This window comes from Planomonospora sp. ID82291 (assembly GCF_015711645.1).
In the GTDB taxonomy this organism is placed as follows: domain Bacteria; phylum Actinomycetota; class Actinomycetes; order Streptosporangiales; family Streptosporangiaceae; genus Planomonospora.
Genome location: NZ_JABTEX010000003.1, coordinates 167,535 through 180,813 on the forward strand (window position 1 = coordinate 167,535; position 13,279 = coordinate 180,813).

The following is a 13,279-nucleotide window of genomic DNA, read 5'->3' on the forward strand; positions in this document are numbered from 1 at the left end:
GCAGGCATGGTGGACACCTCCGCGCGGCTGCTCCGGCTGCTGTCGCTCCTGCAGACCCGCCGGGAGTGGTCCGGCGCCGAGCTGGCCGGGCGGCTGGAGGTGAGCGTGCGCACGGTCCGCCGGGACGTGCAGCGGTTGCGCGGGCTCGGCTACCCGGTGCACGCCGTGCAGGGCTGTGCCGGTTACCGGCTGGGGGCGGGCGGGGCGCTGCCGCCGTTGCTGCTGGACGACGACGAGGCGGTGGCGGTGGCGGTGGGGTTGCGCACGGCGGCGGATGGTTCGGTCGCCGGGATCGAGGAGACCTCGCTGCGGGCGCTGGCCAAGCTGGAGCAGGTGCTGCCGTCCCGGTTGCGGCACCGGGTGGATGCGTTGAACGCGGCGACCGTGCGGGTCGGCGGCGTCGGGCCCGCGGTGAGTCCGCAGGCGCTGATGGCGATCGCCGAGGCCTGCCGCCGCCGTGAGCGGCTGCGTTTCGACTACCGCGGTCCGCGCGGCGGTGTGACGGTGCGGTGCGTCGAGCCGCACCGCCTGGTCAGTTTCGGCCGGCACTGGTATCTCGTGGCGTGGGACGCCGACCGCGATGACTGGCGGGTCTTCCGGGTGGACCGGCTGGCGCCCCGCACGCCCACCGGTCCGCGGTTCGCGCCGCGCGAGCCGCCCGACGGCGATGTGGCGGCCTATCTGGCGCGGCGGTTGTCGTGGCGGACCTGGCCGTGGCAGGCGAGCGTGGTGCTGCACGTGCCGGCGCAGGCCGCGGCGGGGCGGGTCTGGCCGGGCATGGGGGTGATCGAGGCGGTCGACGGCGACCGTTGCCTGCTGCACGTCGGTGCCGAGAGCCCGGCGGACCTGGTGTGGATGATCACTTCGGTCGGCGTCGGTTTCACCCTCGTCGAGGGTCCGGCCGAGCTCGCCGAGGAGCTGCGGGCCCACGCCGAGCGCTGCCTGCGGGCCGTGCGGGCGAGGTAGGGCGTGCCCCGTACGGCCCGCGGCGCCGGTCGTGGTCGCAGCGGCGGCCGGGGGTGGCCCACGGGGCGGGGCACGGGGGTGCGCGGCGGGCGGGAGGCGGGCGGGCGGGGTCCTCAGTCGTGCCAGGCGGGGGAGAAGCGCGCCCGCCAGCCGCCGGGCAGCTTCACCGTGCGCCAGCCGGCGGCGTAGCGGGGCGGGGCGGCGCCCCGGTAGACCAGCAGCAGCCGCTCGCCCGCGTCGATGGCCCGCCGGACGGGGGCCGGCGGGGTGCGGGGGAAGCCGCGGGCCAGTCCCCGCGAGCGGCAGCCCAGCAGGTAGCCGATCTGGACGCCGGACTGGCCGTAGACCGTGCACGGGGCCCGTACACCCCGGCGGCGCAGGTCCTCGGTGGCCAGCCGTACCCGTTCGCGGCCTTCGTGGGCGATGGCCGCCATGCGGTGCGCGTAGGCGCCCTGGAGCGCCAGGTGAGCCAGCAGGCCGGTGGCGGTGAACGCGATGGCGGTACGGCGCAGCGGCGGGCGGCTGCGCCGTACCAGGGCCAGGGCGCCCGCGGCGACGGGCAGGGCCAGCAGTGCGTAGGCGGGCATGAGGAAGCGGGGGGCGGCGTAGCCGACGTAGAACAGGTACGGCGCGGTGAGGGCGGCGGCGACGAGGGTGGCCAGCAGCAGGGGGCCGGGTCGGCGGCGGTCGCGCCAGGCGGTCCGCAGGCCGACCGCGGCCATCAGCGGGATCGCCAGCCACCAGGCCAGCGCCACGGGGGAGACGTCGCCGCAGTCGGCGCCCCACCGGCACAGGGATGGGCCGTCGAGCGCGGCGGCGTGCTCGGCGATCGAGACGGTCAGGCCCGTCAGGTTGGCCTGCCCGGCGGCGTGCAGGCGGGCGGCGGCCCCGCCGTGGCGCAGTTCGGCCTCCACCAGCCATTCGCCCCAGCCGACGGCCAGTCCGGCGGCGATCGCGGCCAGGGCCGCCGGGCGGCGCGGGCGGGCCAGGAGCGCCGCGGCGGCCAGGGGCACGGCGGCGACGAGCGCGTCGGAGGGGCGCAGCAGCGCCATGGCGGCCATCACGGCGGCCAGGCCCGCGAGCGCGGCCCGGGAGCGGCGCGACAGGCAGAGCAGGCCGGTGGCGGCGACGGCGGTCAGCGCCACGTACAGGTTGGGCATGGCCTCGTTGCCGTAGAACAGCGACAGCCAGCAGCCGGCGAACAGCAGCGCGGCCAGCGGGGCGGTGTGGCCGGGGCGCACCCGCGTCCAGATGAGGAAGGCGCCGTACAGGGCCAGGCACGACAGCGCGGTGAGGTACAGGCGCAGCGCGGTCACCGAGTCGGTCAGCGCGGTGACCGGGGCGACCAGCAGGGGGACGCCCCGGGCGCGGGGGGCGCTGAACTCGGCGGGCGGCGCGTGCGCGGCGAACTGGCTGGCGTAGATCGCCTCGTCCCAGCCGATGCCCATGCGGGGGGAGACGATCGTCAGCTGGGCCGCGCCGTACAGCGCGGTGACGAGGGCGAGCAGGACGGCGGGGCGGGGCAGCGGCGGGCGCGGCGGGGTGGGGGAGGAGGGCGTGCGGGCGAGGGTGCTCGTCATCGTGCCGGTCCGGTGCCGGGCCGCCGGCGGGGTGTCGCAGAGGGCGTCATGTCCGGTGTCTCTCCTGGTCGTCGGCGGTGGCCCGGCGGGCGCGGCGGGAGGTCCGGGCGGATGGAGGGATACCCGGGCGGCGCGGGGCGCACGGGGCGGGGCGCGTCAAGATTGGAGAAAACGGCTGGGAGCGGAGTCGGCGTCGGCCCGGCGGGCGCGGCGGGAGGCCGCGGCGGCGCTCCCCGCGGCCACGGCCAGGGCCAGGGCGGCGAGGAGCGCCGCGGCGGCGAAGGTCCAGCGGGTCGCGCGCGCCACGTCCGCCGCCGCGGCCGTGGCGACGTCATCGGTGCCGGAGGCCAGGGCGAAGAGCGCGCCCATGACCGACGCGCCGGTGACGAGGCCGAGGTTGCGCGAGAGGTTCAGCATCCCCGACGCCAGGCCGCGCCGGTGCGGGGGGACGTCCTTCATGACCGCGGTGGTGTTGGCCGCCTGGAACAGGGCGTAGCCGGCGGTGACGGTGACCAGGGGGATGACGTATCCGGGGACGCCGGCGAGGGCGGGCATCGCGGAGAGCGCCGCGGCGCCGCCGAGGACGCCGCCGAGCCCGGCGATCGTCGTCGCCCGGGTTCCGAAGCGGTCGGCGGCGCGGCCCGCGGGGACGCCGGCGAGGGCGGCGACCGCGGGACCGGCCGACATCACCAGGCCGACGGAGGCCGGGTCGAGGCCGAGCACCCGGGCCAGGTGGAAGGGGCCGACGACGAGAGTGGTCATCATGACCGTCGAGACCAGCGCGCTCGTCGTCAGGCCCGCGGCCAGGACGGGGTCGCGGAGCGCCGAGGGGCTGAGCAGCGGGGAGGCGACCCGGTTCTCGGTGGCGACGAACAGGCCGAGGCCTGCCCCGGAGGCGATGAGCAGTCCGATGGCGAGCGGCCCGAACGCGTTCCCCTCGACCGTCATGGCCAGGGCGTAGGTGCCCAGGGTGATCGCCAGCAACGCCGTGCCCGCGATGTCGAAGCGTCCTCGGGCGGGTCCGGCCGCCGGCGGGGCGCCGGGCAGCGCCCGTGCCGTGAGCGTGAGCGCCAGGAGGCCGAGCGGCACACCGGCGAGGAAGATCGCCCGCCAGTCGAAGGCGGCGATGAGGACTCCGCCGAGGGAGGGGCCCGAGGCGGTGCCGGCCGCCGACATCGCGCCGAGGAGCCCCATGGCGCTGCCGGTGCGGTCTTCGGGCACGGTCTCGCCGACGAACGCCATCGTCAGCGCCGTCATGCACGCGGCGCCGGCGCCCTGGAGCGCTCGGGCGGCGGCCAGGAGGGGAAGGTCGGGGGCCAGACCGCACAGCAGCGTCGCGATCGTGAACACGGTGATGCCGCCGAGCAGGAGACGGCGGCGGCCGAGGAGGTCTCCGAGCCGGCCGGCGACGGCGACCAGTGTCGTGACGGCCAGGAGGTAGGCGATCACGACCCACTGGACCTCGTTGAAGGGGGCGTCGAGGGCCGCGGCCATGTCCGGCAGGCCGACGTTGGCGATGCTGGTGCTCAGCGAGGGCAGGAGCACGGACAGCGACAGCGCGGTCAGCGCCCGGGCCGGCGACGGACGGCGGGCGGGGGGTGTCGGCTCGTGCGCGGCGGCCGGGTGCGTCGCGGGTCTCATGAGGGTGGTCTCTTCCTGGAGTCGAGGGGCGGCGGGATCACCAGGGTCCGCCGGGGGTCACCGGGGGGTCGTGACGACCGTAGGTCCCTCCGTGATCCGGCGGAAGGCGCAAAGATGGAAAGCCATCTGTGCATGGGACGCAATGCCCGGCGGGTCCGTGGGATCATGTGTGCATGGCGCGGCCCGATCTGAACCTGCTGGTCACGTTGGACGTCCTGCTCCAGGAGGGCAGCGTGACGCGGGCGGCGGAGCGGCTGGCGCTGAGCCCGTCGGCGATGAGCCGGGCGCTCGCGCGGTTGCGGAGGGCCACCGGTGACCCGTTGCTCGTGCGGGCCGGGCGCGGTCTGGTGCCCACGCCGCGTGCCGTGGAGCTGCGTGAGCGCGTGCGCGGCCTGGTCCGGGACGCCGAGGAGGTGCTGCGGCCGGCCGCCGGGCTCGACCTGGCGGCGCTGGAGAGGACCTTCGTGCTGCGCGGCAGCGACGGGTTCGCGGAACGGTTCGGGCCCGAGCTGGTGGCCGTGGTCGGCGCCCAGGCGCCCGGCGTGCGGCTGTGGTTCGTGCAGAAGACCGCGAAGGACACCGGTTCTCTGCGGGGCGACGGCGTCGACATGGAGACGGGCGTCGTCGAGGACGCCCTGCCGCCGGACGTGCTGAGCGAGCCGCTGTTCACCGACCGGTTCGTCGGGGTGGTGCGGAGCGGTCACCCGCTCAGCACCGGGAGGGTCACGGCGGCCCGCTACCTGTCCGCCCGGCACGTGCACGTCTCGCGGCGCGATCCGGCAGAGGGACTGGTGGACGAGGCCCTTCGCGCCGAGGGCCGCAGGCGGGAGATCGCGGCGGCCGTGGGCGGCTTCGGCGCGGCCCTGGCGCTGGCGCGGGCCTCGGACCTGGTCGCCACGGTTCCCGAGCACCACACCGCCGGCCTGCGGCGGGGGATGCGCTCCTTCGCGCTGCCCTTCCGCGCTCCCGAGGTCACGGTGTCGCTGCTGTGGCACGCCCGGCTCGACGCGGACCCGGCGCACCGGTGGCTGCGCGAGCGCGTGGTCGGTGTGTGCCGGCGGGTGATCGACCTCAAGGCGCCGGCGGCGGTGGCCGCCGCGGAGCTCCGCGACTGATCGGCGGGGCCGCCGCACGGTGATCCGGTGATCGCCGGCGGACCGCCGCGCCGGGCGGCCCGCCGTACGGCCGCGTGTCGTCCGGCGGACGATCGAGCCGACCGGATTTTCGGTGTTTTTCCGCCGGGTGGATCTCCGGGGTGAGCTGGTGGAAGGCGGCGGACGCCCGGAGCCGGCCGCCGGAGCGGTCGCATGGGCCGCGCGGGAGGGGGAAGTGCCTGCGGGTGCCCGCCGAAAGATCACTGTTACGGCGGATCCGCCGCGGTCGTCCTCCGCGGGGGAGCGAGCAGGCGGTGGTCGCGCGCCGTCCCGGCCGGCGGGCGTTCAACCGGATACCGCAGACGGGAGAACCTGGTGACACCGACCGATCACGACAGACGGAACGGGCGGAAGCGGGCCGGCGCGAGCGGGGCCCGCCGCGGGCTTCCACGGCCGCTGATCCTCACCACCGCCGCGGCGCTGCTGGCCTCGGGCGGCCTGGGAGCGGCCGCGGCCTCGGCGGCCACGCCCCCGCCGCCGCAGAGCCCGGCTCCGACGGGCACGTCCGCTCCGACGGGCACGCCCGCCCCGCCGCCGTCCGGCACCGCGGCGCCGGACCCGACCGCGAGCCCGACCGGCCCCGGGCGGACCGCCGTCCCCCTGCCTCCCGCGCCGGCGCCCGTGCCCCCGCTGCCCACCGTGCACCCGCTGGAGTTCGCGGGCGCGGCGCACGGCGAGTTCGTGGTGGGCACGGCGGATCCGTGCGTGTTCACGACGGTCTTCGCCCAGACCGGGCAGGCGACCGCCGTGTCCGACGGCTCGCTCACGGTGCGCAGCGCCGACGGGTTCGAGCAGGTGTACGCGCTCACCGACGACACCCGCGTCGTCGCCGGCAGGCGCGGCGACGGCCGGATCCGCCGGGACGACTGGGTGGCCCTGACCGCGACGCGCGGCGGGACCGGCGGGGCCGACGGGGCATCGGCCACGGCCGCCTACGTCTACGACCTGTCCCGGCCGGCCAGGAAGGACCGGCGCGGCTGGTGGTACCAGCGGCAGTGGCCGCCCGGCGCGGTCACGTGGCGGACCCCCGCGCCCTGCCCCACGCCGCCGCAGACCCCGCTCCCCACGCCCAGTACGACGCCCACGGCGATGCCGACCGCGACCCCGACGGTCCCCCCGGAGGCGACTCCCACAGCGACCCCCACCGCGACCCCCACGGGGTCCTCCACGGCGACCGCCCCGCCGTCTGAGCCCGGCCGAACCCCGACCGCGACCCCCGCCTTCTGACCCGGATCACGAGCCCCGCTCCCTGAGGCCGTACGCCCCGCAGGGCTGAAGGGCGGCCCGCACCCGCCGGGGTCCCGCTCCGCTCCGCCGCCGCGCGGTCAGTCGTCGTGCTCGGCGGCGGAGCGGGCCTCGGCGGCGGGCGCTCCGGACGGGCACGTCACGGTGACCGTGGTCGTGCGGTCGTCGGATTCGAAGACCACCGATGCGGCCGGAGCGGGGCCGCGCTCGACCTCCTCGACGCCGTGGCCCGGGGCGGGCGTCCACGACAGCAGCAGGGCCCGGCCCGCGTCGCAGGCGGCGGTCACCGACCCCTCGGCGTAGGAGAAGCCTCCGGTGGCCGCGTACGGCCCGTCCGCGGCGGCAGGCGGGACGGCCGGGGCCGCCGAGGCGGTGGCCAGGGCCTGCTCGACCTCCTGCAGGGTCATCGAGCGGACGGCCTGGCCGGTCAGGCCGGCGCCTGCCAGGGACAGGGCCCACAGGCCGGCGGCGGTGGCGGCGGCGGAGGCCGCGAGCCAGCCGCCCACGGCCGGCAGTGCGCGCAGGCTCGCGCGCAGGCTCGCGCGCAGGCGCGTCGGCGATGCGGGGTCACGCCGTATGCCGCGCCGCGTGCGGGGGTGCGCCGCTCCGGTCGCCCCGTCCGGTGCCGTCATCCGCCTGCCCGTCCGCATCGATCGGCCGCCCTTCGGTGTCGTCCGCGTTCCACGGGGAACTTCCCCTCCTCGTCGGAATCATCGCCGTTCTCGGAGAGGCGGGCGTGTCGCCGTGGTCCACCTGCTGCTCGTCGAGGACGACGCCCGGGTGCGCTCGGCGCTGACCCGCGCGCTGAGCGGCCACGGCCATGCCGTGACCTCGGTGGGCGCGGGGATGGCGGGGCTGACCCGGGCGCTGGAGGACCGCCCCGATCTGGTCGTGCTCGACCTGGGCCTTCCCGATCTCGACGGTTGCGAGGTGCTGCGCATGCTCCGGGCCGTCAGCGCCGTCCCGGTCATCGTGGCGACCGCGCGCGACGCCGAGCCGGAGATCGTCCGGGCGCTGGACGCCGGAGCCGACGACTACGTCGTCAAACCGTTCGGTGCGGCCCAGCTGGACGCGCGGATCCGGGCGGTGCTGCGTCGCGGTCGCGCCGCCGGGGCCGAGGCGGCGCCGGTGCGGGTGGGCGGGCTGCTCATCGAGGAGGCGGGCAGGGAGGCGTTCCTGGACGGGGTGCGCCTGGAGCTGACGCCCCGGGAGTTCGACCTGCTGCGCTACCTGGCGGCCCGGCCCGGCCAGGTCGTCTCCAAACGGGAGCTGCTGGCCGAGGTGTGGCGGATGGCCTACGGCGGCGGGGACAAGACCGTGGACGTCCACCTGTCGTGGCTGCGCCGAAAGCTCGGTGAGAGCGCCCACCGGCCCCGCTACCTGCAGACCGTCCACGGGGTCGGCGTCAAGCTCGTCGACCCGGGGGCGTGAGGAGCACGCGATGAGGCGACGCGTGAGGGGCACGCGATGAGGCGACGCGTGAGGGGCACGCGATGAGGCGACGCCTGGCCCTGCTCGCGGTGGCGACCACCTCGCTGGTCCTGATCGCCTTCCTGGTGCCGCTGGCCGCGCTGGTGCGGACGCTGGCGGCCGAGCGGGCCACGGCCGCCGCGACCACCTGGGCGCAGTCGGTCGCCACCGCGGCCGCCCTGGGCGGACGCGAGGCCCTGGAGGCCACCGTACGGCAGGCGCGGGGCTCCGGCGGTGTGCCGATCACGGTCTTCCTGCCCGGCCACGGATTCGTCGGGGTTCCCGCGCCCCGGGGCCCCGGAGTGGAACTGGCCGCGCGCGGGCGCAGCCTCACCGTCGACACCCCGCAGGGCAGGGAGATCCTGATCGCGGTGCAGGGCGGGGCGCGCGGTCCCGCGGTGGTGCGCGCGTTCGTCGCCGCCGACCGGCTGCGGCAGGGCGTCGGGTGGGCGTGGCTGGTGCTCGGCCTGATCGGGCTGGCGCTGCTGGCCGTCGGCCTCGCCGTCGCCGACCGGCTCGCGCGCTCGCTGACGGGGCCGGTCGGGCAGGTCGCGCAGGTCTCCCGGCGGCTGGCCCGGGGCGACCTGGCCGCCCGGGTGGAGCCGGCGGGCCCGCCGGAGGTCCGCGAGGTCGGCGCCGCCCTCAACCACCTGGCCGCCCGGATCCGGGAGCTGCTCGCCCACGAGCGTGAGGCGGTGGCCGACCTGTCGCACCGGCTGCGCACGCCGGTCGCGGCGCTGCGGCTGGAGGTCGACATGATGCGCGACCAGGAGGAGGCGGCCCGGGTGGGGCAGGCGGTGGCCGGCGTGGAGCGGATGGTCGACCAGGTCATCAGGGAGGCGCGCCGGTTCGACCGGGACGGGGCGCGGGGCTGCGACGCGGCCCGGGTGGTCGCCGAGCGGGTCGCCTTCTGGTCGGCGCTGGCGGAGGACCAGGAGCGGCCGCTGCGGTCCGACCTCGCCGACGGGCCGATCGCCGTGGGGGTCAGCGGGCCGGAGCTGGCGGCCTGCGTCGACCTGCTGCTGGAGAACGTGTTCGCCCACACCCCCGACGGCACGCCGTTCGCCGTCGTGCTGCGGGCCCGGCCGGAGGGCGGGGCCCGGCTCGTGATCGCCGACCGGGGGCCCGGCTTCCCCGATCCGGCCCCGCTGGGCCGCGGGGTGAGCGGAGGGGCGTCCACCGGTCTGGGGCTGGACATCGCACGCCGCACGGCGGAGGACTCGGGCGGGTGGCTGCGGGTCGGCTCCGCGCCTCCGGGGGGAGCCGAGGTGACCCTCGACCTCGGTCCGGGGGCGGCTTAACGATTCGTTAGGGACTCCGCAGCATCCCGCTATCGCCCGGCAGGGCAGTCTCGGAGGGTCGGTGCGGATCGCGGCAGGCCGGGGCGGGAACGCACCGGGGCCGCGGCCCCGCGGGTCGCTCCCGCGGACCCTTCTCGCCGATCTTTCACGGGCCCCTCTCACGAACTCTTCCCACGAACACGGAGAAACCCTGATGCGCAAGCCAGTGATCGTCTTTTCCGGTCTCGCCCTCGCCGCTCTCGTGGTCGGCGGAGGCGTCGCCTTCGCCGAGCGGGATGCGGCCGGCCCGGCCGCGGCGGCGCCGGCCGCGTCGGTCTCACCGGCGCCGCAGGCCGATGACGACGCGGCTCCCGCGGTCAAGCCCGCCGTGTCGGCGGAGCAGGCCCACAGGACCGCGCTGTCCCAGGTGAGCGGCGGCTGGGTCGTCTCCTTGGAGCTGGAGGCCGAAGGCGGGGCCGCCACCTGGGAGGTCGAGGTCGTCGACGGCAAGGGCGCCGAGCGGACGATCGCCGTCGACGCCGCGACCGGAAAGATCGTCCCGGTGGCGGCCGACCCCGAGGACGCCGGGCAGGACGACGACTGACCCGGCCCCGTCCGGCCCTCCCGACGGACCGCCCGCCCGTCCCGCCTCCCGCGGGGCGGGCGGTTCAGCCTGCCAGCTGCGTGCGGGCGGCCCGGATCAGGGACGAGTCGGCGTCGGGGGTCGCCACGGTGAGGGCGGTCGCGGGGGTGCGCTCGCGCACGTCTTGGGCGCGGATGGCCAGCACCGCGGGTGCGCTGCCCAGGTCGCCGTAGGCGGCGGCGACGGCCGTGGTGATCACCGTGCGGGCGGCGGCGAGCACGTCCCTGGCCGTCAGGCGCGAGGTCTCGGGTGCGGCCGACAGGAACCCGAGCAGTGCGGCGAAGCGCAGGTCCGCCGGGGCCGGGGCCGGGGCCGCGGGATCGGCCGGGGGCGTCGGCCGGTCCAGCCAGAACACCCGGCCGTGCAGGTGGCCGGGGTAGGGCGCGCCGGTGGGCGAGGGCAGGGCGGCGACCGCGCCGGCCAGCACGCGCCCGAAGACCGCCAGGTCCGTCTGCGGCGGCAGATCCGTGGTGACCAGCACGGGAACGCTCAGAAGATGGGTCATGGCGGCCTCCTCGTCGTCAGGACGCCGATGTTACCGACCGTCACCGACAACACGGCGTGAGCACGGCGTGCGGCCGGACGGCGCCGCCGGGCGGGGGTGCGGGCGGCTCGCCGCTCACCGCTTCAGGACTCCTCAGGATGCACGGCCATCTGCCGAAAAAAGGTCGTATATCAATTTTTTAGACCTGAGGAGACATTCGTGGTACGGCTATCCGACCTGGGGGTGGCGAAGCGGCTGGGACTCATCGTCGCCGTCGGCATGCTCAGCCTGGGCACCGTCGCCGGCATCGGCGCGGTGAGTCAGGACAAACTCAGCCACCAGTCCGAGCTGGTCAGCACCTTGGAGGCCGCCACCGCGGCGCTCAACCACCTGGACACCCGCGCGGTCGAGCTGAAGGTCGGCGGTTATCTCGCACTCGGCGGCAGCGACATCGGCCAGCTGGTCGACGAGGAGGTGCCCGGTGACATCGACAGCCTGAACAAGGCGGTGGCCGCCTTCGAGGAGCTGGAGCTGCCCGCCGATCTGGAGGCGAAGTTCGAGGAGGTGCGCCGCAACGTCGAGCCGATGAACCGGTTCATGACCGCGTTCGTCGCCGCGGCCCAGCGCGATCCGGCCTCCATGCAGGGCCGGATGGACGACATCCACGCGCAGAACGACCTCATCGACACGCCGCTGGACGCGTTGAAGGAGGAGCTCGGCCCGCGCACCGAGCAGGCTCAGAGCGAACTGCACGACATGGTCGCGTTCATGCGGACGCTCTCGATCGTGGTCGCCCTCGCCGCCGCGGCGCTGCTGGTGGGGCTGTCGGTCCCGCTGGTGAGGTCGATCACCCGGCCGATCGAGCGGGTGGGCCGGGTGGTGACCGCCCTGGCCTCCGGCGACCTGACCGTCCGCTCGGAGGTGTCCAGCGCCGACGAGTTCGGCCGGATGGCCGCCGGGCTGGACGGGGCGATCGAGGCGCTGAGCGCGTCGATGCGCCAGATCTCGGGCAGCGCGGCCACGCTGGCCGGCGCGTCGGCGGAGCTGACCACCGTGGCGAGCGGCATCGCCGGAGCGGTGAACGACACCAGCACCCGTACCCGCGCCGCCTCCGCGCAGTCGGAAGAGGTCTCCCGCCACGTGCAGACGGTCGCGGCCGGCTCGGAGGAGATGGGGCAGTCCATCCGGGAGATCGCCCAGAGCACCAGCGAGGCGGCGCGGATCGCCGGATCGGCGGTGAGCGAGGCGGAGCGGGCCACCCGGACGATCGCGGCCCTGGGCGAGTCGTCGGCCCAGATCGGGCAGGTGCTGAAGCTGATCACCTCCATCGCCGAGCAGACGAACCTGCTCGCCCTGAACGCCACCATCGAGGCCGCCCGTGCCGGTGAGATGGGCAAGGGCTTCGCCGTGGTCGCCGGCGAGGTCAAGGAACTGGCGCAGGAGACGGCCAAGGCCACCGACGACATCAGCACCCGGGTCGCGGCGATCCAGCGCGACACCGAGGGCGCGGTCGAGGTGATCGACAAGATCAGCAACGTCATCGCGAAGATCAACGAGTATCAGACGACGATCGCCAGCGCCGTGGAGGAGCAGACCGCCACCACCCAGGAGATGAGCCGCGGGATCACCGACGCCGCCACGGGATCGGACCGGATCGCCCACGACATCAGCGAAGTGGCGTCGGCCGGCGACCGATCCCTGCAGGGCGCGCTCCAAGCCGAGCAGGCCAGCGGGGAGGTGGCCCGCACCGCCGACGAGCTGCGGGAGCTGGTCGGGCGCTTCCGGCTGGGCTGAGCGGGGACGCCCCCCTCCGGCGTCACCGCCTCGGAGACGCCGGAGGGGGGCTGACGGCGGCCAGGGGCTCGGCCGGCCACCCGGGCGGCAGGTCGCCGCGGGTGGCCGGCCCTTCGTTTCCCCGGACCGGGTGACGGACCGGGTGACGGACCGGTTCCCCCGCCCCCGGCCCGGGGGCGGGGGAACCGGTTCTTTCGGCCGCGTGTCAGGCGGCGGTCAGGTCATTCCCCGGTGTCCACCACGCGGTACGTGATGGTGTACTCGCCCTCGCTCCCGGAAAGGGACTTGGTCTGCGTGGTGCCGTACTCTGCGCCGAAGGCGTCGAAGGTGCCGAGGGCGTCGTCCCCGCTCGTGGTGTCGTAGTCCCACAGCGAGAAGGACTTCATGGCGTACTTGGGGAACCGGAACGCCTCGATGCCGTTGGCGTCCTCCAGCGAACGGGTGTAGCCGGTGCCCATCGTCTGGTATTTCCCGGATCTCGGCCACACCTTCCCCCGGCCCATCTTCAGGTACGCCTCGTCGTGGTCGCCCTCGCTGTTCTTGACGCAGTAGATGCTGACCAGCTCCAGCGTGACGTAGTCGGTGCCGGGGTCCAGGGACTCGATCGGGTCGTCCTGGGCGGCGGCCGGTCCGGCGAGCATGATCGAGGTGGCGAGCGTGGCCGCGGCCGCCGCCGCGATGCGTCGGATGCGCATTGTCTTCCTCCGTCTGTGTGGTCGGAACGAACTTTCACCACGACCGTAGAAACGGCTTCTTGGAATGCACATGGAAGGCGCTTGGACATGACTGGACCGCGCCGGAGAAACGGCGGAATTCCGAGTCGTCCGGGCTCGTCAGGCATGCCGGGCCGCCCGGGGAGCGTGAATCCGGCGCAATTCCTGATGCGGTTTCCGGACGTGCGGCGGCCCTTGTATCGGATCGGCCCGAAACCGGTCCTGTGAATCTTCCCGTCAGAGGGCCGCCCGCGATTCGACGCCCCTTTTCCGTCGTCGGGATCGGTGAGGCGGCGGCACGGGCAGGCG

At 75.8% G+C, this 13,279-nt stretch carries 12 protein-coding genes; 7 read left to right on the top strand and 5 right to left on the bottom strand.

Annotated features, from left to right (window positions below):
* Positions 1 to 6: 6 nt before the first annotated feature.
* Entirely contained in the window at positions 7 to 966 is a 960-nt protein-coding gene (locus tag HS045_RS20090; protein ID WP_196453001.1) for a YafY family protein, read from the top strand.
* A gap of 113 nt (positions 967 to 1,079) precedes the next feature.
* Here the strand turns inward: HS045_RS20090 and HS045_RS20095 are convergent, their stop codons facing one another.
* Complete coding sequence (locus HS045_RS20095) at positions 1,080 to 2,546, bottom strand: hypothetical protein (protein ID WP_196453002.1); 1,467 nt, start codon at positions 2,544 to 2,546, stop codon at positions 1,080 to 1,082.
* A gap of 156 nt (positions 2,547 to 2,702) precedes the next feature.
* Complete coding sequence (locus tag HS045_RS20100) at positions 2,703 to 4,187, bottom strand: MFS transporter (protein ID WP_196453003.1); 1,485 nt, start codon at positions 4,185 to 4,187, stop codon at positions 2,703 to 2,705.
* A 173-nt stretch (positions 4,188 to 4,360) separates the two neighbouring features.
* Between HS045_RS20100 and HS045_RS20105 the strand changes: the two genes are divergently transcribed.
* Both HS045_RS20105 and HS045_RS20110 read left to right on the top strand, forming a co-directional pair.
* Positions 4,361 to 5,302, top strand: coding sequence for a LysR family transcriptional regulator (locus HS045_RS20105; protein ID WP_196453004.1), 942 nt, complete (start codon positions 4,361 to 4,363; stop codon positions 5,300 to 5,302).
* A gap of 354 nt (positions 5,303 to 5,656) precedes the next feature.
* Positions 5,657 to 6,568 carry a hypothetical protein gene (locus HS045_RS20110; protein ID WP_196453005.1) on the top strand — a complete coding sequence of 304 codons (912 nt, stop codon included), beginning with the start codon at positions 5,657 to 5,659 and terminating at the stop codon, positions 6,566 to 6,568.
* Between the two features lie 98 nt (positions 6,569 to 6,666).
* On the opposite strand, the gene HS045_RS20115 is transcribed toward HS045_RS20110, so the two are convergent.
* Positions 6,667 to 7,218 (bottom strand): hypothetical protein, encoded by a 552-nt coding sequence (locus HS045_RS20115; protein ID WP_230884500.1) that lies wholly within the window; start codon positions 7,216 to 7,218, stop codon positions 6,667 to 6,669.
* Positions 7,219 to 7,330: 112 nt separating this feature from the next.
* On the opposite strand from HS045_RS20115, the gene HS045_RS20120 reads away from it, so the two are divergent.
* From HS045_RS20120 to HS045_RS20130, 3 genes are all read left to right on the top strand, one after another.
* Entirely contained in the window at positions 7,331 to 8,017 is a 687-nt protein-coding gene (locus HS045_RS20120) for a response regulator transcription factor (RefSeq protein WP_196453006.1), read from the top strand.
* A 62-nt stretch (positions 8,018 to 8,079) separates the two neighbouring features.
* A complete protein-coding gene (locus HS045_RS20125) occupies positions 8,080 to 9,357 on the top strand; it encodes a HAMP domain-containing sensor histidine kinase (protein ID WP_196453007.1) in 1,278 nt (425 codons plus the stop codon).
* A gap of 193 nt (positions 9,358 to 9,550) precedes the next feature.
* Positions 9,551 to 9,940 (top strand): PepSY domain-containing protein, encoded by a 390-nt coding sequence (locus HS045_RS20130; protein ID WP_196453008.1) that lies wholly within the window; start codon positions 9,551 to 9,553, stop codon positions 9,938 to 9,940.
* Positions 9,941 to 10,004: 64 nt separating this feature from the next.
* Here HS045_RS20130 and HS045_RS20135 read toward each other — a convergent pair whose 3' ends face one another.
* The gene (locus tag HS045_RS20135) at positions 10,005 to 10,484 is read right to left on the bottom strand and encodes a hypothetical protein (protein ID WP_196453009.1); all 480 of its coding nucleotides are present in this window, start codon (positions 10,482 to 10,484) and stop codon (positions 10,005 to 10,007) included.
* Positions 10,485 to 10,682: 198 nt separating this feature from the next.
* On the opposite strand from HS045_RS20135, the gene HS045_RS20140 reads away from it, so the two are divergent.
* A complete protein-coding gene (locus HS045_RS20140; protein WP_196453010.1) occupies positions 10,683 to 12,257 on the top strand; it encodes a methyl-accepting chemotaxis protein in 1,575 nt (524 codons plus the stop codon).
* A 221-nt stretch (positions 12,258 to 12,478) separates the two neighbouring features.
* On the opposite strand, the gene HS045_RS20145 is transcribed toward HS045_RS20140, so the two are convergent.
* Entirely contained in the window at positions 12,479 to 12,952 is a 474-nt protein-coding gene (locus HS045_RS20145) for a hypothetical protein (RefSeq protein WP_196453011.1), read from the bottom strand.
* Between the last annotated feature and the right edge of the window lie 327 nt (positions 12,953 to 13,279).

Coding starts and splice junctions, on each gene's coding strand:
- HS045_RS20090 (WP_196453001.1), top strand. CDS start 7: ATGGTGGACACCTCCGCGCGGCTGCTCCGGCTGCTGTCGCTCCTGCAG.
- HS045_RS20095 (WP_196453002.1), bottom strand. CDS start 2,546: ATGACGAGCACCCTCGCCCGCACGCCCTCCTCCCCCACCCCGCCGCGC.
- HS045_RS20100 (WP_196453003.1), bottom strand. CDS start 4,187: ATGAGACCCGCGACGCACCCGGCCGCCGCGCACGAGCCGACACCCCCC.
- HS045_RS20105 (WP_196453004.1), top strand. CDS start 4,361: ATGGCGCGGCCCGATCTGAACCTGCTGGTCACGTTGGACGTCCTGCTC.
- HS045_RS20115 (WP_230884500.1), bottom strand. CDS start 7,218: ATGACGGCACCGGACGGGGCGACCGGAGCGGCGCACCCCCGCACGCGG.
- HS045_RS20125 (WP_196453007.1), top strand. CDS start 8,080: ATGAGGCGACGCCTGGCCCTGCTCGCGGTGGCGACCACCTCGCTGGTC.
- HS045_RS20130 (WP_196453008.1), top strand. CDS start 9,551: ATGCGCAAGCCAGTGATCGTCTTTTCCGGTCTCGCCCTCGCCGCTCTC.
- HS045_RS20135 (WP_196453009.1), bottom strand. CDS start 10,484: ATGACCCATCTTCTGAGCGTTCCCGTGCTGGTCACCACGGATCTGCCG.
- HS045_RS20145 (WP_196453011.1), bottom strand. CDS start 12,952: ATGCGCATCCGACGCATCGCGGCGGCGGCCGCGGCCACGCTCGCCACC.